Source organism: Bdellovibrio sp. HAGR004, assembly GCF_055397015.1.
Genome location: NZ_AP029176.1, coordinates 1,499,644 through 1,519,285, shown reverse-complemented (window position 1 = coordinate 1,519,285; position 19,642 = coordinate 1,499,644). Strand labels below are relative to the sequence as shown.

Below are 19,642 nucleotides of genomic sequence, written 5' to 3'. Positions count from 1 at the left end.
GATTTCACCGATTTGACCACCTGAATTTCACGAAGTTTGACCACCCCTTGAGGTGGTTGGCGGACCGTAGGGACGCTGGTTAATTTTCATGTTCCGAATGATCTGTCAATCCTTTAGCGGCATCGCCTCTTTTGCTGGGACCCTTTACTAGAATCTTAAAGGCTCGTGCGGTGAGTCTGTCCGAAATGGCTTCGCAAACCAAAGGGTCTTGAATTACTTCGTTCCAGTTTTCTGAAGGAAGCTGTGTCGTCACGATTGTGGACTTGCCATTTTCCCGTTCATCAAGGACATCGTAGAAATCCTGGAACTGTTGTTCCGTCAGCGCTTTAATTCCGAAATCATCAACAATCAACAAGTCTGCGGAATGGATTCTTTTCAGGAAGTTCAAATAAGTTCCCTCGGCTCTAGCCAATGCAATTTTCTCTAACAACAAGTTCATCTTCAAAAACACAACGGACCTGCTGTTGCGGCAGACATGATTACCGATGGCCGTTGCTAGGTACGTTTTCCCGACCCCTGTGGCACCAAAAATGAGGACGTTAATGCCGTCGTCAATAAAGCGCATGGTGGCCAGCTCTTGGATAGTCTTCTTATCGAAGTTGCGGACTTTCGAATAATTGATCCCCTCAAGACTTGCTTGGGATCTGAATCCCGCAGCCTTTAGGAGTCGCTGCCTACGAAGATTTTTGCGATATTGGATTTCATCAAAAAGAATCAGGTTCATAAATCCTTCATAATCAAGATCCGCATCAAGGGCCTCTTTAATCCGAAGACTCAGTGTCTCACGGATACCCTTAAGAGACAGTTCCGTCAGATATTGATCTGTCATGTTGAGTGGTTGACTCATAGTTATTAGCTCCTTCTGTTGTAAAACTCATTTGCCCGCGCAGATGAGGATTTGGTTTTCTTTCTATTGGCACTGCTTTGGGTTTATTGCCGAGATTGGGGCTTTTCAGCATTCGCTCGACATCTTTGACCGTTGGTTTAGTTCGTCCGTGTGTTATGAGAATCTCACAAGACCTTTCCAGCTTTTCGGCACCATAGCGGCCCTTAAGGCGCAAGATTCCCATCGTACGGCGAAGGAACATCAGGGGGTGTGACACATCAGTTAGAAGTGTGTTGATAATCTTGCCAGTGCTTGGGCCAATCCTGGCAGCATCTCTGATTTGGCGGGCAACACTCATCTCTTCCATGGCTTGGAATTTCTCTGGTAAGTGGGATTTGTCGGTACAGTAGTTACCTCGCTGGTGGTCCGGTCGGCGCTGATGGATGGCGATACGCTCTTGCTGATAAAATATTTCAACATGAGTCAAGGTGACGCGAACATCGAGATCTTTGCCACGCTGCTGGTAAGGGGCTGAGTAGTAATTGTACTTGTGCTGTATGTGACAGTCTTCGTGAAGCTTGGCCTTCTTCCACTCGCCAGCTTCATAGGTCCTGACAGGTAAGGGTTTTAGAGTGGATTTTTCCTGTTGTTCAAATCTTTCCCTTCGCGAAGAACCATATTTTCGTTGGTAGCGTTCATTGAATTCATCGGCACATTCCAAGAGATAGCGGTTTAGTTCTCCTATAGAAAAAAACTGTTGCTGTCGCAGGCGACGACGGACCCACCGCCAGAAGACCCCGAGGTGAACTTCAATAAGGTTTTTGTCGGTTGGTCGTTTAGGCCGCGCAGCCACCACTGTTGTGCCATAGTGGTTACAGAAGTTGTAAAACTCTTGGTTGATGTCCGGATCAAACCAGTCCGCCGCATTCACAGCACACCGGGTGTTATCCACCACCAATACCTGAGTAACCCCACCGAAGTATTTGAACCCCTCGCGGATGCCCGCAAGCCAAGAGGATTGTTTTTCATTAATGGTGGCATAAGGGAAAAATAAACGACTATTGCAGAGAACCTGGCCAAACAATCGGCAGGCTATGAATTCCCCGGTTGCTTTGTCGATATACCCCAGACCATGGGTATCGCCCTTATAATCAATTTCCGTACGGAGTCCCGGCTCATGATTTTTATGGTAGTGGACGTTGATGTTGGGATGACGGCGGCGGAACTCCCGCCAAAATGTCTCATAGGGAACATTGCGAAGATCTGCTGCGGGGTTGGCGCCTAAATTATTTTCCCAGAACTCTTTAATCGGCGTGCCACCCTCAATTTCCTTAAGGGCCTCTTCCCATACGACCTGCGAACTCCAGTGTGGAGAAAATATCTGCACGGTGGTTGAGCTAAATCCCTCCAACAATAGCCTCTGGGCATCACCAACCTCGTATGCCCCGGCATCTTTAAGGCGGCTTTTGACGGTGTTCCTGGCAATGCTTAAATCTATTGCGATGGTCTGAAACCCATCACCATTGGCTCGTCGCCGTACCAAATCCTCGATCATTTTGGGACCCTTCTTTTTGGCCACCGATACCTCCTTTGGGAAGTCCAAAGGTGTATCTGAAGCTTCTTAAAAAGCCCAACGATCCGCGTTAATGGGGGTGGTCAAATGATGCAATTGACCTGGTCAGACCTCATGAAATCGGGGTGGTCAAACCTGTGAAATTTGGGTGGTCAGTTCCGGTGAAATCCGGCACTTGAGCTTCCTATCGGGCTATCTCTATTACTATTTGGATTATTTTTTGGCGCCAACCATTGGATTCTGTCATACAAGACAGGTGCGCTTTCATCCGCAGGAACGGTAATGCTTTCTGCAATGCCAATAATAAGTGGTCTACAGTTTATTCTTGCTTTTTTCGCTGCCGACATATCCAGTATCCCCAAACGGCCGATACAGGGACGCCATCGCATTCAATCAAAGTTCAACTCTCTGAAAGCTTAAGTTCACCGGAGCTCATTATGTTTAAAGAAGTCTGTATCGTCTGTTCTACAAAAATGAAGCCAGGCCTAACCTCATGGCACAAAGTATGCCCTTGTTGCGATTATGAGTCTGCCGACCTAACTCCAAACATAAACACATCAGTCGCTCACGCAAGCATCGATGAAGGAGGGCGAGAATCTGCGCTATTTACACTCAGAAAGTCGAATTTTTCAATTCTTGCAAAGGCTCTAGCAAAACTTAAGCCTTCACAATCCACATTGTTGGACGTCGGGTGTGCACACGGATGGTTCCTGGAGGCAACAAAACCACATTTCTTAGTATCGGGTATTGAACCGGACTCAGCAATCGCCAATTATGCATGCTCAAAAAAATTGCCCGTTTTGGAGGGGTACTTTCCGGATGCCCTTTCTCTTCCTCAAAAGTTCGATGTAATATCTTTTAATGATGTCCTCGAACATCTTCCCAACCTAAACGACACAATGAATGCCTGTAGAGCACATTTGAATAAGAATGGTCTGCTACTAGTAAACTTACCAGATACTGATGGCATCTTTTATCGTATTTCAAAAGCATTGTTCCACCTCGGAATCCAAGGTCCATTTTTTCGTATGTGGCAAAAAGATCTTCCATCGCCACACCTCCACTATTTTAACCAAAAGAACCTTAGAAAATTTTTAACAATGAATGGTTTTGATGTTTTGGAATCTGGCCATCTGCCATCCTTGACAGCTAGTGGCCTCTGGAGTCGCATAAACTACACATCAAATGGCAGTTATTTGGGGAAGCTTATTACTTTACTGTCAGTCTTGATTATTTTACCTTGGCTGCGTTTCTTACCTAAAGATATTCATTTTCAGATCGCGCAAATCAAGTGACTGCCACGCCGCACCAACAGCACTTTCATCAAGACATAGCATGTCTTTCTCGTTAACGTAGAATTTTTAGGACTCAGAGAATGAGAATCAAGGAATCCAGCTCTACAGCCATAGAACTTAGGTCAGGTGACCAGCTTACCCCTCCCTTGGTATCTATAATCACCCCTGCGTACAATTCTGAAAAATATATTTCCTCAGTCATAGATAGCGTCTTGGCACAAACATACTCCAACTGGGAGCTTTTGATTATCGTTGATGCTAAGTCAAAGGACCGCACATCTGAGATCGCAACCAAGGCTAGCCAGCAAGATTCACGCATCAAAGTTGTACTAGATCCAGAATGTAATTCTCTCAGCGCCAATCGCAACAAAGGCCTGGATTTGGCACAAGGACTTTATATCGCCTTTTTAGACTCTGATGATCGCTGGCTTCCCTCTAAACTGAGCACTCAGGTCCAGGAAATGCAAAATGGCCAATTGCAAATCTCCTATCACAGCTTTGCAGTTATCGATGAAGAAGGGCACACCTGTGGGCCAAATAGACAAGCAAAGTATGACGTTAGCTATCACGACCTCTTAAAGAATAATTGCATCGGTTGCCTAACTGTTATGGCGCACCGAGACTTTATAAAGAACAAAAGAATGCACGAAGTCCGCCATGAGGATTTACACTTCTGGCTTCAGTTACTTGAAGACGGAGGAACGGCAAAGCCCATTCAGATACCACTAGCAGAGTATCGAATTCGTAAAAACTCCGTCTCTGAAAATAAAATTCAATGTGCAATATGGAGATGGCAATTATATAGGAAACTCAATCTTCCCTTTTATAAGAGGGCCTACTACATGACTCTCTATATATTTTTTGCAGTCTACAAAAGAATATAAGAATTAATCCCGTAGAACTTTCCGATAGAAGATGCCTCGAATTAGTTGCCCGGCAAGCCTAATCGGAACTCTCACCAACAAGTTTCTCATCAACTCAAAGTTAGAAAGAAATCCGAGCTTCGCAAAATTGCGCTGCGCGGCGAGCTCGCTTCGCAAATAACGAAATCCGCCCCTACGCAAAATCATGCCATTACCAGTCCTAGCATAAACTAAAACTTCCTGTATATTAGCCCCAACAGCTCCTGCCAGAAGCATTCTCACCCACAAGGCATAGTCCTCATACAAAAAATCATTCTGATAGTAACCCGCTTTTACGACTGCACTTTTACGGTACATAACCGTCATATGATTAAAAGGGTTTCTTAACTTAGCAAAGGACCAAATATCCTCTGATTTTTCAGGCACAACTCGAATACCTGTAGTTTGACGTTCATCAGCTTCGAATTCGGCGATCCAACTCCCAACGATGTCCAAATCAGGGTGATCCTCAATGTATTTTATCTGCTTTGCGAATCTACTCGAAACACAAACATCATCACTATCAAATCTCGCAACCCAGTCAAAAGAACAGGACTCCAACCCCCTATTTAAGGCAGGCCCTAATCCAACATTCTTTTCCAATCGAACGATCTTTAACGGAAGGATAGCCTCAAACTTACGAATGATGTCTTCATGGGATGACAAAACAGGACCATCAAGAACTAGGACCACCTCTGTGGGCAATACTGAATTTTGGTGCACGCTCTCTAATGCACGATCAAATGCGGCGGGATCATCCTTTACATATACAGCCATCAACAAACTGAAGTTCATTTGGATCCTTATCGTTAAACCAAATACCGTTATTTAAACACTATCTATAGCAAAATTCCTTTTTCTGTCCAAATATGCAATGATAAATTCTGACACAGAAAGTGAAAATATCATGCCTCAAATCGAAGATAATGAACCCTGGCACATCAGAATAGGCCATACTCCGATCTGGTACTACCTACGCTCTAGCTTCGTTGCCGCTCCCGCAAGCTCTCCATTACAAAAACCTAGTTTTCGAATTTGGGACCTCATGCTTTCACCACTTCTCACAATTTGGTTTCTATTGTGGAAACAGTGGCAAGTCGAGAGCGTTGTATTTTCCATGAACAGACCAGATTGTGTCGACTTTTATCGCTTCATCAAAAAACAGCAGTCGACGGTTCTGTTTTTGAATTGTGAGTCTGCCGATGACAAATTAAAGGATTACTACGCGACCTGTGACTTTTGGAACGCTATGAGATTGAGCTTTAGGATTGTAGCAAGACTTCAAAAAAAGAGAATCCGTCAATACACTTCGCAATTGCAGGAGTCAGGATACAAGATCTCCAAAAGGCAACATAATCTAATCGCTTCTTGCATCGGAGATTACTATTTCAATCGTTTATTGGGAAAAATTCTCTCAAAAAACCTAAGGGTCTATTACGTTGGTGCGGTCATCCCCCAAACTGAAAAATTTGAGAATCTTCTGCAAAGCTATGAAATACAACACGGGGTCATTCACTCTAAGCATTACAACTATAATAATGTTCCAAACGTTAGAAATGGCCTAATAGTTTATCATCAGCAGTATCTGAATATATTGAAGGAAATCGGGTATAGCGGACCGCTAGAAGCAATTCCCTTCAAGAGCATCCACTCACTGAGAAATGAGGATATTCGCTTGGATGTGGTTTTATATACCCAACCATCCTTCTGGCCCAGCCCAATAGTAAAAAGACTATTTCAAGAGCTAACTTCCAGAGGCATACAAACGAAGATAAAAAAGCATCCTCGAGACTACGAAAGTTACGATCTTGACGAGTCAGCATTTATAAATGCCGTAACCCCCAATCAAGTTTTATTACCAGTAGTCTATAACAGTACTATTGTTGAGAATTACCTTATTCACAAGAAAGACATCGCCGTTTTTGACCCCAACAAAACCCTTAACTTAAAAACTGATTCCTGCTTTCAATCTTATGTTCGTTTTCAAGAGGGGTCTCAAATATTTTACAGCACTGATCCAGAGAATCTTGTGGAAATAGTGGAAACCTATATATCAAACAATAAAAGGGAGTAATCTTTACTCCCCCAACAGCTCAAACTTTAAAGGGGTTCCTCGTTTGATATCTCTAGAGGCTTTTGAAGATAAAACCTTATCTAGATATTTCGGCGCCAAACCAAGACCTGGTCGAATGACCTTAGTATTTTCTGAAGTAAACGTCTCACCTTTTTTAATATCTTTGGTGGCATAGATGGAACGTCTAAATACCAAAGACTTCTGTTCGTTGCCCGTTGGTGCATAGTTCACAACGCCCAAGGCTTGTGCTGCTCTTTCAGTTTCAACGACAAGAGAAGCTAATTCCGCTGGTTCAAGTGAGAATGTGGAATCCACACCACCATCCGCACGATTTAATGTGAAGTGCTTCTCAATGACAGTAGCCCCCAGAGCCACACTTGCAACCGACACTCCGACACCCATGGTGTGATCAGACAAACCGACCTGACAACCAAACATTTCTCGCATATGGGGAATAGTCAAGATGTTGCTATCCTTCGGGGTCGCCGGATAGGTACTTGTACATTTCAACAAAATCAAATCTTTACAGCCTGCAGATTTCACACAATCGACCATGTCCTGCAAATCTGACAAAGTGGCCATTCCAGTTGAAATAATCAGAGGCTTGCCTTTAGAAGCAATCTTTCTAATTAAAGGAAGATGTGTATTTTCAAATGAGGCCACCTTAAAGCAAGGCACTCCCAAGTCATCCAAGAAGTCCACAGCAGTATCGTCAAAGGGCGTACTGAAACACAACATCCCATGTTCTTTACATCTATCAAATATTGGTTTGTGCCACTCCCAGGGAGTATACGCCTGCTTGTAAAGATCATATAGGGAGCTACCCTTCCAGAGACTCTTTTCATCAGAAATAAAGAACTCGTCAGTCTTAATATCAAGGGTCATCGTATCAGCTGTATATGTTTGCAGTTTTAGAGCATGTGCTCCGGCCTTCGCCGCAGCATCCACTATCTCTAAAGCCCGATCCAAACTCTGATTATGATTGCCAGACATCTCCGCAATAATAAAAGGGGTCTGTCCAGGGCCAACTTCACGATTTCCGATTTTAATTGTCTGATTAAAAAACTTCATCGCCCAAGCCTACCATGCTAACCTAGGGAAATGAATATACTTTTTCGATGCGATGCCAGCACTCAGATCGGACTGGGTCACCTTATGCGGTGCCAGACTCTTGCGCAATCTTTCGAAAGCGAGGGACACAAGTGTTTCTTCGTTTGCAAAGAGTATCCCGAACAACTTCACAGGATGGCCTCGCCACGATTTGAAACTTCCGTAATACCCAGTGATTTCGGACAAATAGATGATGCCTTGGCCTGTAAGGATATATGCAGGAAGAAGAATATTACCCTGGTGGTCGTGGATAACTACGGACTAGATTCCCAATGGGAATCTCTGATTAAAGAGACCGCCCCGATCTTATGCATAGACGACTTAGCCAATCGGAATCATGACTGCCGCATTCTCATTGACTCTAACTTTTACCATAATGCCAGCACTCGCTACCAAGGTCTTGTCCCATCAGACTGCAAACAATTGCTTGGCCCAAGATATGCCCTTATCAGGGACGAGTTCTACAATTCCAAAAAGGTCTCCATTCCGGATGCCCCTCAAGCCTTACAAGTTTTTTGCTTCTTTGGTGGCACTGATCCTACCGGCGAAACCTTACGCCTCTTGGAGGAGCTAAACTCCGGAAAACCCATCGAAGGACTGCACTTTCAGATTGTCTTTACAAAAGCTAACAGTAAATACGCCGAGGTTAGATCGTTTTCAGACAACAACCTTTATACCCTTCAGCTATCACCTACTTCAATTGCTGAGCTAATGTCAGAATGTCACCTTTATCTAGGCAGCGGGGGGACTATCACTTGGGAAAGAATGTGCCTCGGATTAACAGGTATTGTAATATCCGTTGCAGACAATCAAGTCAGATCTGCTGAGGATCTCGCAGCAGAAAAACTTCTCTACTATGCAGGCAGATCCCAAGATATTCAGTACTCGAATATTGTTGAAGAGCTGCTAAAGCTAACATCCAACAGAGACAAGATTAGAATGATGTCATCTCATTGCCAAAGCGTTGTGGGGAAAATCCGGGCCCACGAGATTCTAAACATTCTTAGAGAATAAAAGAATGTCTCCCTCTTGACGAGTTCTTACGAAGCCGACCTTTTCCGCAATCCTTATGGACGCTACATTGGAGGATTTTATTCGCGCTATTACCTGGCTCCCATGAATCAGCTGAACTCCAGTCTTTAAAAGAAGACTGCCAAGTCCTCGCCCCCTCTGCTCTGGCGCTAAGGTCCATGACATTTCGACACAGGTTTCACCGAAATCAAATCTAACGGTACCTACGGGAATACCCTCAGATTCCGCTATATAGATCTTTCGACTCTCGCTCTGCAAAGACTTTTCAAGCCATGCTAAATGCCCATGCCATGGAACCTCATCCTGCTGTATGGACTGCATTCGTGTCAGATGGTCGTTTCGCCATGAAAACAGCAACTGCGCATCTTGCATAGTGGCTTCACGTAAAATCATTAAACCTTCTTCTGCTCAATATGCTGATTAATTTTTTTCAACTCAGGATGTGCCATTAAAACATCTTTTATTCCGTTATAGTCGACAGCCGCACAGCCATAATCTTCTATTAGTCGGGTCATCAGTTTAAAGTCATCAACCTCGTCTACTGTCAGCCTCCATGAGCTAAGATCTATATCCGACACAAAATCTAAAATCCTGATTCTACCGCTGATATTTTGGTTAATATATGGAGTGACATGCTCACGCTGTGATTGCTCTATTGCCTTCTGGTTCGCGTCCTGCAGGTCCTCAAATGAGAAAATCTCAAAGTCAAAGCCTCTGGGGAATGTCCTTTTCAGGCAATTCGACAAATAGGTGTGCGGGCTACCTGTCTTTTCAAACTGAACTAATGCTTTTGCAATCATTCGCCCATCAATTAGCGGACAATCCGAAGTGACACGAACGACAGTATCGAAATGTGCTTTCGCAGCGGCACCATAGAATCGACCTAGGACATCAAATTCATCCCCACGAAAGCAGGATACTCCCAAACTTTCGCAAAGATTAACAATAGGGTCGTCCTCCCGATTCACTGTCGTAGCGACAACTACAGGGACACCCGCCCACGATAGCCTATCAAGGTGATACCGAAGCAAGGGCACACCTTTGACCTCCTTGAGAACTTTCCCAGGAAGCCTGGTACTTGTCATTCGGGCTTGGGTGATAATGCCAACCTTCCTAGCCATGGAAAGCCTTGACCTTTTCTATAGTATACTCAAGATCCTCGTTAGTAATCCCATGGAACATAGGAAGACTTAGCGCACATTCATAATACTTTTCTGCAAACTGAAGAGTCTGTTCTCCATACAAGTTCTTATAATAAGGCATTGTATGAATTGGAATATAGTGCACCTGACAATAGATGTTTTGTGCCTTCAAAAAATTATAGAGCTCTAAACGTCTTGGAGTCTGAATTGTGAAAAGGTGGTAGGCATTTTTAATACCTTTATCATCGTGCTGCATCTTCAATGGTAGATCTTTTAGGGCATCACGATACACCTGTGCAACTTGTCGTCGTCTTTGCAGATTTCCGGCCATTCGCTGAAGTTGACTAACCCCTAATGCACAAAGTACGTCTGAAATCCTGTAGTTGAAGCCTAATTCTTGCATCTCATAATACCAAGGACCATCGAATTTAGTCATCTTCTCGGGCGATCGAACAATCCCGTGGGTGCGCAGAACTCTTAACTTTTCATACAATTTTGGATCGCGAGTACAGATCATACCTCCTTCACCAGTTGCCAAATGCTTCACTGGATGAAAAGAGAACACCGATATATCTGCGTAAACTCCATTTCCAGAGAACTGCCATTCCCCTTTGGAGTCCAAAAATTCCGCACCTAAGGCGTGGCAGGCATCCTCAATAATCCAAAGTCCGTGCTGATCAGCTAGAGCTCTTAAAGCTTCGAAGTTTACTGGGTATCCAGCGAAATCCACGGCGACAATGCCACGATATGTCCCTCTAGGGGAAGCCTCCAGCTTTGCCTTGAGCAGTTCATAATTGATACAAAAGTTTTCTGGATCAATATCAACAAACTCGACATCGCCACCACAGTACCGGATGCAATTGGCTGATGCCACAAACGAATTAGCTGTACAAAGAACCTTGTCCCCTGGGCCGACACCCAAAGCCATTGCCGCCAAATGCAATGCTGCCGTTCCATTAGTTACAGCGACTGAAAAAGGACACCCAATATATTCAGAGAAACTTTTTTCAAAAGTATCAACCATCGGTCCTTGTGTCAGAAAGTCCGATTTCAAAACCTGTACGACGGACTCTATATCCTCCGGAAGAATAGTCTGACGTCCATAAGGAATAACCGCTTTATGTGACATGAACTACACCTCGAAATTCGGATCTACGTGCTTCTTGATAAGCACTCGAAGATCTTCAACTGTGATCCACTCGTTATTTTCTCCGGAATTATACTTAAAGCCCATCGGAACCTTTTTCGCAGAGAAAGCCTTAACCCATTCGGCTTCATTCCAAATAGGCGTTGCTGGCACAATCACATAATACTTGCCGCAGTCGTAGGTATTTAAAGAATCCGTCTCCGTAATCATCTCTTCATGCAGCTTTTCGCCGGGGCGAATACCAACAACGTCGATCTTACAACCTGGTGCCACTGCTTCGGCAACGGTTGTGATCTTATAGGACGGGATCTTAGGCACATAGAGTTCGCCACCCCATGCATGCTCAACCGCATGCATCACCATATCAACACCCTCTTGCAGAGTGATATTGAATCGAGTCATCTCCATGTGGGTGATTGGCAAAACTCCGTCTTTACGTTTTGACAGGAAGAACGGTACAACAGAGCCCCGCGAGCCCAAAACGTTCCCATAACGAACCACGGAGAACTTAAGATCACGCTTTCCCTTGAAGTTGTTGGCTGCAATAAACAACTTATCGGAGCAGAGCTTCGTGGCACCATAAAGATTAATCGGGGCCGCAGCTTTGTCGGTGGAAAGAGCAACGACTTGCTTTACACCGCAATCCATTGCCGCATTTACAATGTTCTCTGCACCAATAACATTGGTTTTGATGCATTCGATAGGATTGTATTCCGCAATTGGAACCTGCTTTAATGCAGCGGCATGGATGATAATATCAATCCCCTCACATGCTCTTCTAACTCGTTCAGCATCACGAACGTCGCCGATAAAATATCTAATTTGCGGATACTTGGAGGGAGAGAAAACTTGAGACATCTCAAATTGCTTCAGCTCGTCTCTAGAGAACACGACCAGCCTTTTAACTTCTGGATACTTCAAAAGAACATGCTGTATAAATTGTTTTCCGAACGACCCCGTTCCACCGGTCACCAAAATGCTTTTTCCATCCAACATCTTTTCATCCTAACTTCTAAAAACACTTACAATCTTAACCAAACAACACCGAGCGCTCTCAAGCCCCGCCACAACCCCGATAGGAACGGCAATTTGCAAGAGAAGTGCATCCAACATTTTGACTTCGGATACCCAAGACAGAGCCCCCACATACGATAGGAATATTACCGCATATTTAAATAGGATCCACTTATAGCGCCTAGTCATAGAATCATACTGAGCACTTATCGAAAGTATCGTGTGCGCGAGTATAATCCCAGCCCCAACCCAAAGAAATTTAATTGCGTCAATATAGCTACTTCCGAACACTTTCAAAAGTATTTCTTTAGGGAAAATTATAATTATCAAACCACATAATGCCGCTACTAAAACTGACAAACTAGAAACTTTCAAGAATCTCTTGATAAACTTCTCATGACTTTCACGCAGGGTGTGCGCAAGCACAGTATAATTCGCGGCCAAGACCACAGCACCAACCGCCGTTGCCGGCTCTACTAATTTAAGTACCAACTGAAAATTTCCAAAAACCTGTGGGGACATTTTCTCCGCCACCATCGCTGGGACTATCCGCATCTGAATTCCACCGAGAATAAGTACACCACTCAACCAGGCGCCATCTCGCACAAGATGTAAGTACTTTCTCAGATCAAACATATACCGCAAGGAGAAGCCGAGATTTTTTTGCAATTTAAGCTGATAAAGACTGACTAGAACTCCCTGTATCGCTGAGCTACTGACCAAAATTCCCATCGGCATACTTAACAATGCAAATAATGTTCTAACTATATTGAAAGAACCTACAACCATCATTTGCGCCTTTTGGGTTAACTCGTTCCTTAGGCGGTAATCTGCGACAATCTGAACATATTCATAGGCGCGAGAAAGAAAGCGAACATTGGCCAACAACAAGAGCCACCAGAACCTGCTATCCTCCAGAGAAAGCGCACAGACGACAATGCCTAGGGATGAAAGCCCCCAGACACCAAAAGACTGGAAATACCAGATAGAGGACACCATCTGCTCATCTTCTGGATGCGCAACCAAATGGTTTCTGATGTGATTCGGATGCAGGAGATTTATCACCTCCAATATACCAAGATACGTCAAAATAAGCTGATAATATCCAAAATCACTGGGACTATATTTCGCTGCGATGATCGACGTTGCAACAAAAGAGGTCAGATAGCGAACTCCGATATTCGCTTTCCCCCAAAGAGTGTTTACTATGATCGATCTACGAGCATCTTTAACTTCCAAAAACTACCCCTTTAAATCAGAGCAATTGTTGGATTTAGCTCTCATATATAGCAGGAGAGCCCACATAAAGATCAATACCATCCGCACCTTGGCATGCTCGAAGTTAGACTCAGTCAACCCACCAAAAGCAAAGCCAATCAAAGCGCCAAAGATCCCAATTGCAACAGCCTTTTCGTAAACAGAAGTCCAGGTTGATTTAAAGATCTTCCAGGCTTGCCCTACAAAATAGAAATAAATGAATAGGTAACAAATCAACCCAACAATCCCCGTCCCCGCCAGCATATGCAGGAACTGATTGTGCGCATGCCCTGTAAACTGATCTTCCGGCAGACCTTGCATTGCATAGTATTTGCCAAGCAGGTCATAATTCTGGCCATAACCCGCGCCAAACCAAGGGTGATCTTTGAAAATCATCCAATTGGTCTTCCAAAGAATTATGCGCTCGCTGTCATAGTTATTCTGATAGTTGAAGGCAAACATGATGCGATCATGGAACTTCGGCCAGAACATGAAAAGCCCACCGACAAAGACGATGGCCATCCCCAAGACCGCTAATGCCAAACGCCAGCTCAAGGCAATCGCTATAACCAACACACCCGCAAACAGCGCTATCCACACCCCACGAGTCATGGTCAAGACCAAGGTGATACCCATCACAGCCAATGACAGGAACCACGCATAGAATTCCTTACGATTGTTGGCCAAAAGCTGCTGCCAGCGATATAGGAAAACCCCTGAAAGAACCAAAAAGACGAGACTGTAGGAGTGGGCCGTGGTCATTGGGTTGTTCAAGATCCCACCAACGCGATCTTCCCCCTTCACGGCAGAAACCACCCACGACAAAATAGAAACGAAAACACCAACGCCAAGGACGACCTTTAAAGTCTTTTCAAGGTCTAACTTCACATACTGATAAGCCGAAACCATCAGATACAAAATTAAAATCCAACGCATTTCCCCCAAGCGCTTCCAAAGAGGTCCGTCAAAGTGACCATTCAGAACAAATCCCAAAGCAATCACGCCTACCCAAAAAATCCAAAAAGCTTCCAGATTCATTTTACTGAATAGCTTCCATCCTTCTGGACCCTTTTTGCGAATCGCTTGAACCAACAAAGTCAGAACCGTCAATGTCACAAAGATGTCCATACCGGACTGGGTGGTCAATGTTCCGATCAAGGATAACAACAACAGATAAATCATTCGGAAAATCTAGCACTTACCCCCCACAAGGGTCATGAGGGAAGAAGCTTGCGGCGCGGCGCGCAAGCTTGAGAAAGGGTAGATAACTCGACAATCCAAGATCAAATCCTCACGGATACCCTCCCCACCACGTCTAAAGCAAACTTCCCTTTTGGGAAGCTGTGATAAAAAAGCTGCGCCAGTACGCTATAGCAAAACTCCTCCGCCAGGATGGCCCAACGGCTCGAAGTCACCGAGTCTAGAGTGAGCGAAATCCTACATTATCACATTGAGCGATTCACCATAGACAAGCTGTTGGAGCTGCTGGCTAAGATTCGGCCCGAAGTGAAAATACGGGTCGCTTAGCGCGTCCGACTATTTTCACGGCACACGTGAAAATAGTCTTGACCATTTTCACGTCATACGCAAAAATGGTCAAGACAGGAGAGGGATATGCAACGCTATCTTTACGATGATATCAAGTCTTTGGCCCTATCCAGAAACAAGATGGCCTTTATTTCTGGACCTCGCCAGGTTGGGAAAACGACGCTGGCCAAAAACTATTCACAGGAATACGATCAGGCCCTTTATAAAAATTGGGATGAAAGTCAATTTCGACGTCTTTGGACCAAGTCTCCTAATGACATCAAGAACGAGTTTGATCTCGAAAAATTAAAACAAAAAAGGCTTGTTATCTTCGACGAAATTCACAAATCCAAAGGATGGAAGCAAAAACTTAAAGGTCTTTTCGACGAGATCGGCAATGACCTAAACATCATTGTCACGGGAAGCGCACGCCTGAATATCTTCAAGAAAGGCGGCGATTCACTTATGGGGCGATATCTGAACTTTCGCCTTCATCCCCTTTCATATGGCGAAGTCACCGTCTCAAGACCCACTACCCCTGAAACTTGGAAAGCAAACCTCTTTATAAAGCCTAAAAAAGACCTACCGCAAGAGCCTCTTGAAAGGCTTCTGGCTTTAAGTGGGTTTCCTGAACCTTTTTTTTCCGGCTCAGAAAAAATCCTGAGAATTTGGAGACAAAGCCGTAACGAAAAAATTATTCGTGAGGATCTTCGCGACCTCAGTCGCCTACCAGAGCTTAGCCAGGTGGAAATGCTTGCAAGCTTATTGCCAGAAAAGGTTGGCAGCACTCTAAGCATCCAAAGCCTGCGTGAAGATCTCGAAGTCGCCCACGGCACAGTAAGTCGGTGGCTAAAATATCTTAACGAACTTTTTTATTTTTTCGAAATCAAGCCCTGGAGCAAATCAGTTCCCCGTTCTTTAAAAAAAGAGGGCAAAATCTACCTTTATGATTGGACCGATGTCTGCGATGCCGGGCCTCGGTTTGAAAACATGGTTGCTTGCCATCTCCTGAAAGCTTGTCACTATTGGACTGATACTGGAGAGGGACATTTCGAGCTTTATTATTTACGTAACAAGGATAAGCAGGAGATTGACTTCCTTATTGTTAAAGACAAAAAGCCCTGGCTATGTATCGAAGCCAAAATTAAGGACACGCAAATAAACAAAAACGAAGTTCAAAAATTTCTGACTCATCTTAAATGTCCCTTTATTCAGGTGGTCAGGCAGAATTCCGTCTGGCGCGCCGAAAATAATATGCTTGTTACCAGCGCAACTTATGCTCTGAGCGAGCTTCCATGACTTCAGTGCGCCAGACTACCGCCCCCGCCCGAACAGAACCACACGAATTGTTTTTAGGAAGATCACCAAGTCCATCAACAGATTGTAGTGCTTGGCATAATAAAGCTCGTACTGCAGCTTCTCGCGCGAGTCATCGACGCTGGCCCCATAAGGATATAGCACCTGCGCCCATCCAGTAAGCCCCGGCTGCATCATGTGGCGCAAATTATAGAACGGAATTTCTTTTGCCAACATTTCATTGAACTCGGGACGCTCTGGACGGGGTCCCACAAAGCTCATGTCCCCTTTAAGGACATTCCAAAGTTGGGGCAGTTCATCAAGGCGGGTCAAACGGATGAACTTACCTACGCGGGTGACACGGGCATCATTCTTCTGCGCCCACTTCGCCCCGTCTTTTTCGGCATCCGAGCGCATGGATCTGAACTTATAGATAGAAAACAACTGCCCGTCTTTGCCCGTGCGGATTTGTTTGTAAATAATCGGCCCTGGGCTTTCAAGCTTCACAAGAAGAGCTGTTAAAAGCATGAACGGCAGTGCAGGAACAAAGATCACAATGGAAAGAATAATATCAAAGATGCGCTTTACCCGAAGCGCCACCGGGTGACTGATCGACTCGAAACCTTCAGAAGAAATAAACCATTCCGGATCCAGGAAATAAACAGGCACCTTCAGCCAGTGCTTTTCATAAAAGCGTCCCAAGTCCATCACTCCGTGACCGGAAAACTTTGCTTTCATCAATAGCTGCAAAACATCCACACCCACTTGGGAAGATCGCACACCCACAACCACACCGGACCACAGCTTATTAAGCTTTGCATCCAAATCTGCGACAGAGGCCGTGATGGGATTAAAGAATTCAATATTTCCTTGAAAACCCAGTCTGTGACGGTCGCCTTCAAAAAAGACTTTATCTTTTTCATCGATTAGAACCAGCCAACTGAATTTACTGCGAACGGAATCCAACATCCCCAGAACCATCGTTCGATAGAACATCGATCCCACAAAGAATCCAAGGATTGTTCCCAACAAGACGCCACGACCAAACAAACCTGCTCGATCAATCGAGAACAAGTAGTTCACAAGAACGATGATCACAGCCGAAGTCAGCATGGCAGCGAACTGACGGAAGATCACAGCAAACTTTGATAGCCCCTGATCTAAATCGTAACCACCGAAAATGTACAAAGTTAAAACTGTTACAAGTCCTAAGAACAGCAGCTGTGGTTGGAATAAAATGTCTTCAACATTGGCCCCCAAACGAAGATGACTGATGACAATTGCGATCACCGCAAAGAACAGGACATCAATGGCCAAAAGACTCCACTTGTACTTGCTATCCAAAAAAGGACCGAACGACTTCATAAAAGATCAAGCTTCTCAATAAGTTAACTTTAAAGAGAAAACCTAGCATTTCATCTAGACCTCGTCATGAGGGAAGCACCGATGGTGCCATGCGCTAACGCTCTAAGGAACACGACTAAACTGAATGAGCGTCCAAGTACGAAAAACTTCCTTGCGCACAGCTTCACAAATATAAGGGGCCGTCTTTTGGTGATACCACCAAAGCATGCGCTTTCTTTTGTCATCTTTCGGTTTTCTTTTCCGCATTACTTTATTGGGCATGCTTTTGCGTGCCTTTGTGGCCTTTTACCTGAATATCTGGCAGTTCACGGAGCTTTCTAAAATCTCGGAAACCTTCGGGGCCTTTTTGTATGGCTGGCATTTTGACTTGGCTATTGGTTCGGTCATTTATCTTTTACTGTATTGGTTGATTCTGCTGTTTAAGCTTTCACCCAAAGCCACGAAACGCTGGAACTTCCTGTTCCTTTGGATCTATATCGTCTTTATCGTGACAGACAGTCTTTATGCCCGCGAAACCGGCCGCCATCTGTCTTACGAGGTCTATTCCCTGTTCACCGTTGAAGGCTCGATGCTGAATCTTTTCGGCCGTTATTGGCTGGCCGTCCTGGTGTCCTTGCTTTCAACTTCGTTCTTGAATCTGTGGCTGGCCCCAACCTACAAACCACAAAATGGTATCACCGGTCGCCTTTTTGCCATGCTGATGGTGGCGGTGATCGCCGTGGTGGGGTTCCGTGGATTTGAAGGCATTCCACAAGATGTGTCCTGGGCCTATCGCGCTGGCGGCGGCCCCCAGGGCGCCGTGGTTGCTCTGAACGGAGCTTATGGCATTGTCTGGGCGGCGCTGGGAGGCAAAAAAAGCAGCAAGGAATTCATTCATTCGTCCGACCATCTTAACACTGCGGAAATATATAAAAACTGGCGCACCAAGCGGGGCATTGCAGAGCCGATCGGGAAATTTGATGGCAATGTCATCATCGTCTTCCTTGAAAGCTGGTGGGGCACAGACGTTGGCAAGATCGACGCAGACGGCATCGAAGTCCTTCCCTTCTTCAACAAACTTCGCAAAGAATCTTTAAGCACGGAACTGTTCCTGGCTGGTGGCCATCGCACCACCGAAGGGCTTTTTGCCTCTTTGTGCAGCCTTCCCAATCCTTTGGGAAAAAGCATTATGTTTTCAGAAATCGAAAGCAAGGATTTCACCTGCCTGCCTCGCCTGCTGACAGAAAAAGGTTATAGCTCGGCCTTCTTCCAAGGATCGGATCAATTCACCAGTGGGACGGCTTTGCTGGTTTTAAAAAGCGGCTTCCAGTCTTCTTACGGAAAACGGGAAATCCCCAACGTCGAATCGCTGGAACAAAACGCCTGGGGTGTTTTCGATGAAAGTCTTTACAACTTCGTCGATAGCAAGATGAATGAATTGCCAGAACCCATGCTGATTGGTGTGAACACGAACTCCACCCATGATGACCGCTTACCTGCCAAGGCCGATCGCCATCGCTATAAGACCCCGCACTATTGGGCCGATCATGAATTGCAGGGCTTTTATGAAAAGCTTAAAAAAAGAAAATGGAAAAAGGACTGGGTGTTGGTGCTGGTCGCTGACCACACCACCTATGGCGGAGCCAGCATCTTTGAACACTACGCCATCCCGTTTTTGATCAAGTATCATTCAATCGACAAAAACAAAAAAAGCCCGGTCGAACACAAACTTTTGCCAGGAGCCTATTCACAACCTGACATCGCTGCGACATTGGCAGATCTGACCGGCACCAAGGCACCGGAATTTATCGGACGATCTTTACTGCGCCCAAAAGACTTCAGTTCTGGCGCAAGCATCTTCCATCTGGGGCAATCTGCATGGTTTGATGGCGACTGGAGTGTTGTTTTCAACATCCGCATCCCGGGTGAAAAGAAATGTTTTAACTGGAAAAACGACATGAGCTTTGCCCATCCTCACCCCTGTCCGCCTGAAGGCGAAAGGATGTATGAAGAGGGCCTCAGCTATATCAAGGAGTCGCAGGAAGAGCTATTCCGGTAGCGGCACGCCCCCTTGCGACGCGGCGCTTCTGCGAAAGTAAGCAG

Annotated in this window: 18 protein-coding genes; 7 read left to right on the top strand and 11 right to left on the bottom strand. The window is 45.1% G+C overall.

All coding sequences use genetic code 11. The features are described from left to right. Nucleotides 1-79 precede the first annotated feature (79 nt). Nucleotides 80-847 (bottom strand): IS21-like element helper ATPase IstB, encoded by a 768-nt coding sequence (istB, locus tag ACZ5ZV_RS07555; RefSeq protein WP_464119802.1) that lies wholly within the window; start codon nucleotides 845-847, stop codon nucleotides 80-82. Next, entirely contained in the window at nucleotides 795-2,405 is a 1,611-nt protein-coding gene (istA, locus tag ACZ5ZV_RS07550) for an IS21 family transposase (RefSeq protein ID WP_464119800.1), read from the bottom strand. The genes istB and istA overlap by 53 nt, the downstream gene beginning before the upstream one ends. A gap of 431 nt (nucleotides 2,406-2,836) precedes the next feature. Here istA and ACZ5ZV_RS07545 point away from each other — a divergent pair, with 431 nt between their 5' ends. Beyond that, nucleotides 2,837-3,694 carry a class I SAM-dependent methyltransferase gene (locus ACZ5ZV_RS07545; protein ID WP_464120809.1) on the top strand — a complete coding sequence of 286 codons (858 nt, stop codon included), beginning with the start codon at nucleotides 2,837-2,839 and terminating at the stop codon, nucleotides 3,692-3,694. An 80-nt stretch (nucleotides 3,695-3,774) separates the two neighbouring features. Then, the gene (locus tag ACZ5ZV_RS07540; RefSeq protein WP_464120808.1) at nucleotides 3,775-4,578 is read left to right on the top strand and encodes a glycosyltransferase family 2 protein; all 804 of its coding nucleotides are present in this window, start codon (nucleotides 3,775-3,777) and stop codon (nucleotides 4,576-4,578) included. A 3-nt stretch (nucleotides 4,579-4,581) separates the two neighbouring features. Here the strand turns inward: ACZ5ZV_RS07540 and ACZ5ZV_RS07535 are convergent, their stop codons facing one another. Further along, nucleotides 4,582-5,391, bottom strand: a complete 810-nt coding sequence (locus ACZ5ZV_RS07535) for a glycosyltransferase (protein WP_464120807.1) — start codon at nucleotides 5,389-5,391, stop codon at nucleotides 4,582-4,584. A 112-nt stretch (nucleotides 5,392-5,503) separates the two neighbouring features. Between ACZ5ZV_RS07535 and ACZ5ZV_RS07530 the strand changes: the two genes are divergently transcribed. Then, on the top strand, nucleotides 5,504-6,670 hold the full coding sequence (locus tag ACZ5ZV_RS07530; protein WP_464120806.1) for a hypothetical protein: 1,167 nt from the start codon (nucleotides 5,504-5,506) through the stop codon (nucleotides 6,668-6,670). A gap of 3 nt (nucleotides 6,671-6,673) precedes the next feature. Here the strand turns inward: ACZ5ZV_RS07530 and pseI are convergent, their stop codons facing one another. After that, nucleotides 6,674-7,741, bottom strand: coding sequence for a pseudaminic acid synthase (gene pseI, locus ACZ5ZV_RS07525; RefSeq protein WP_464120805.1), 1,068 nt, complete (start codon nucleotides 7,739-7,741; stop codon nucleotides 6,674-6,676). Between the two features lie 30 nt (nucleotides 7,742-7,771). Between pseI and pseG the strand changes: the two genes are divergently transcribed. Further along, nucleotides 7,772-8,794 carry a UDP-2,4-diacetamido-2,4,6-trideoxy-beta-L-altropyranose hydrolase gene (gene pseG, locus ACZ5ZV_RS07520; protein WP_464120804.1) on the top strand — a complete coding sequence of 341 codons (1,023 nt, stop codon included), beginning with the start codon at nucleotides 7,772-7,774 and terminating at the stop codon, nucleotides 8,792-8,794. On the opposite strand, the gene ACZ5ZV_RS07515 is transcribed toward pseG, so the two are convergent. From ACZ5ZV_RS07515 to ACZ5ZV_RS07490, 6 genes are read right to left on the bottom strand one after another with little or no spacing between them, the layout of a single operon-like run. Further along, complete coding sequence (locus ACZ5ZV_RS07515) at nucleotides 8,774-9,205, bottom strand: GNAT family N-acetyltransferase (RefSeq protein WP_464120803.1); 432 nt, start codon at nucleotides 9,203-9,205, stop codon at nucleotides 8,774-8,776. The genes pseG and ACZ5ZV_RS07515 overlap by 21 nt on opposite strands. Further along, nucleotides 9,205-9,933, bottom strand: coding sequence for a cytidylyltransferase domain-containing protein (locus ACZ5ZV_RS07510; protein ID WP_464120802.1), 729 nt, complete (start codon nucleotides 9,931-9,933; stop codon nucleotides 9,205-9,207). The genes ACZ5ZV_RS07515 and ACZ5ZV_RS07510 overlap by 1 nt, the downstream gene beginning before the upstream one ends. Further along, complete coding sequence (gene pseC, locus ACZ5ZV_RS07505) at nucleotides 9,926-11,083, bottom strand: UDP-4-amino-4,6-dideoxy-N-acetyl-beta-L-altrosamine transaminase (protein ID WP_464120801.1); 1,158 nt, start codon at nucleotides 11,081-11,083, stop codon at nucleotides 9,926-9,928. The genes ACZ5ZV_RS07510 and pseC overlap by 8 nt, the downstream gene beginning before the upstream one ends. A 3-nt stretch (nucleotides 11,084-11,086) precedes the next feature. Next, a complete protein-coding gene (pseB, locus tag ACZ5ZV_RS07500) occupies nucleotides 11,087-12,097 on the bottom strand; it encodes a UDP-N-acetylglucosamine 4,6-dehydratase (inverting) (RefSeq protein WP_464120800.1) in 1,011 nt (336 codons plus the stop codon). 9 nt (nucleotides 12,098-12,106) lie between these two features. Continuing rightward, the gene (locus ACZ5ZV_RS07495) at nucleotides 12,107-13,354 is read right to left on the bottom strand and encodes a lipopolysaccharide biosynthesis protein (protein WP_464120799.1); all 1,248 of its coding nucleotides are present in this window, start codon (nucleotides 13,352-13,354) and stop codon (nucleotides 12,107-12,109) included. Between the two features lie 3 nt (nucleotides 13,355-13,357). Beyond that, the gene (locus ACZ5ZV_RS07490; protein WP_464120798.1) at nucleotides 13,358-14,554 is read right to left on the bottom strand and encodes an O-antigen ligase family protein; all 1,197 of its coding nucleotides are present in this window, start codon (nucleotides 14,552-14,554) and stop codon (nucleotides 13,358-13,360) included. A gap of 210 nt (nucleotides 14,555-14,764) precedes the next feature. Between ACZ5ZV_RS07490 and ACZ5ZV_RS07485 the strand changes: the two genes are divergently transcribed. Both ACZ5ZV_RS07485 and ACZ5ZV_RS07480 read left to right on the top strand, forming a co-directional pair. Next, nucleotides 14,765-14,899 carry an XRE family transcriptional regulator gene (locus ACZ5ZV_RS07485; RefSeq protein WP_464120797.1) on the top strand — a complete coding sequence of 45 codons (135 nt, stop codon included), beginning with the start codon at nucleotides 14,765-14,767 and terminating at the stop codon, nucleotides 14,897-14,899. 87 nt (nucleotides 14,900-14,986) lie between these two features. After that, nucleotides 14,987-16,198 carry an ATP-binding protein gene (locus ACZ5ZV_RS07480; RefSeq protein ID WP_464120796.1) on the top strand — a complete coding sequence of 404 codons (1,212 nt, stop codon included), beginning with the start codon at nucleotides 14,987-14,989 and terminating at the stop codon, nucleotides 16,196-16,198. Between the two features lie 15 nt (nucleotides 16,199-16,213). Here ACZ5ZV_RS07480 and ACZ5ZV_RS07475 read toward each other — a convergent pair whose 3' ends face one another. Further along, nucleotides 16,214-17,560, bottom strand: coding sequence for an exopolysaccharide biosynthesis polyprenyl glycosylphosphotransferase (locus ACZ5ZV_RS07475; RefSeq protein WP_464120795.1), 1,347 nt, complete (start codon nucleotides 17,558-17,560; stop codon nucleotides 16,214-16,216). Nucleotides 17,561-17,765: 205 nt separating this feature from the next. Between ACZ5ZV_RS07475 and ACZ5ZV_RS07470 the strand changes: the two genes are divergently transcribed. Continuing rightward, nucleotides 17,766-19,598, top strand: a complete 1,833-nt coding sequence (locus ACZ5ZV_RS07470; protein WP_464120794.1) for an LTA synthase family protein — start codon at nucleotides 17,766-17,768, stop codon at nucleotides 19,596-19,598. Nucleotides 19,599-19,642: the final 44 nt, after the last annotated feature.

Bases quoted from the DNA above. Each gene is read 5' to 3' on its own strand.
- ACZ5ZV_RS07510 (WP_464120802.1), bottom strand. From the start codon at position 9,933: ATGGCTAGGAAGGTTGGCATTATCACCCAAGCCCGAATGACAAGTACC.
- ACZ5ZV_RS07545 (WP_464120809.1), top strand. From the start codon at position 2,837: ATGTTTAAAGAAGTCTGTATCGTCTGTTCTACAAAAATGAAGCCAGGC.
- pseB (WP_464120800.1), bottom strand. From the start codon at position 12,097: ATGTTGGATGGAAAAAGCATTTTGGTGACCGGTGGAACGGGGTCGTTC.
- pseC (WP_464120801.1), bottom strand. From the start codon at position 11,083: ATGTCACATAAAGCGGTTATTCCTTATGGACGTCAGACTATTCTTCCG.
- ACZ5ZV_RS07470 (WP_464120794.1), top strand. From the start codon at position 17,766: ATGCGCTTTCTTTTGTCATCTTTCGGTTTTCTTTTCCGCATTACTTTA.
- ACZ5ZV_RS07540 (WP_464120808.1), top strand. From the start codon at position 3,775: ATGAGAATCAAGGAATCCAGCTCTACAGCCATAGAACTTAGGTCAGGT.
- ACZ5ZV_RS07530 (WP_464120806.1), top strand. From the start codon at position 5,504: ATGCCTCAAATCGAAGATAATGAACCCTGGCACATCAGAATAGGCCAT.
- ACZ5ZV_RS07535 (WP_464120807.1), bottom strand. From the start codon at position 5,391: ATGAACTTCAGTTTGTTGATGGCTGTATATGTAAAGGATGATCCCGCC.
- ACZ5ZV_RS07475 (WP_464120795.1), bottom strand. From the start codon at position 17,560: ATGAAGTCGTTCGGTCCTTTTTTGGATAGCAAGTACAAGTGGAGTCTT.
- pseI (WP_464120805.1), bottom strand. From the start codon at position 7,741: ATGAAGTTTTTTAATCAGACAATTAAAATCGGAAATCGTGAAGTTGGC.
- pseG (WP_464120804.1), top strand. From the start codon at position 7,772: ATGAATATACTTTTTCGATGCGATGCCAGCACTCAGATCGGACTGGGT.
- istB (WP_464119802.1), bottom strand. From the start codon at position 847: ATGAGTCAACCACTCAACATGACAGATCAATATCTGACGGAACTGTCT.
- ACZ5ZV_RS07490 (WP_464120798.1), bottom strand. From the start codon at position 14,554: ATGATTTATCTGTTGTTGTTATCCTTGATCGGAACATTGACCACCCAG.
- ACZ5ZV_RS07480 (WP_464120796.1), top strand. From the start codon at position 14,987: ATGCAACGCTATCTTTACGATGATATCAAGTCTTTGGCCCTATCCAGA.
- ACZ5ZV_RS07515 (WP_464120803.1), bottom strand. From the start codon at position 9,205: ATGATTTTACGTGAAGCCACTATGCAAGATGCGCAGTTGCTGTTTTCA.
- ACZ5ZV_RS07485 (WP_464120797.1), top strand. From the start codon at position 14,765: ATGGCCCAACGGCTCGAAGTCACCGAGTCTAGAGTGAGCGAAATCCTA.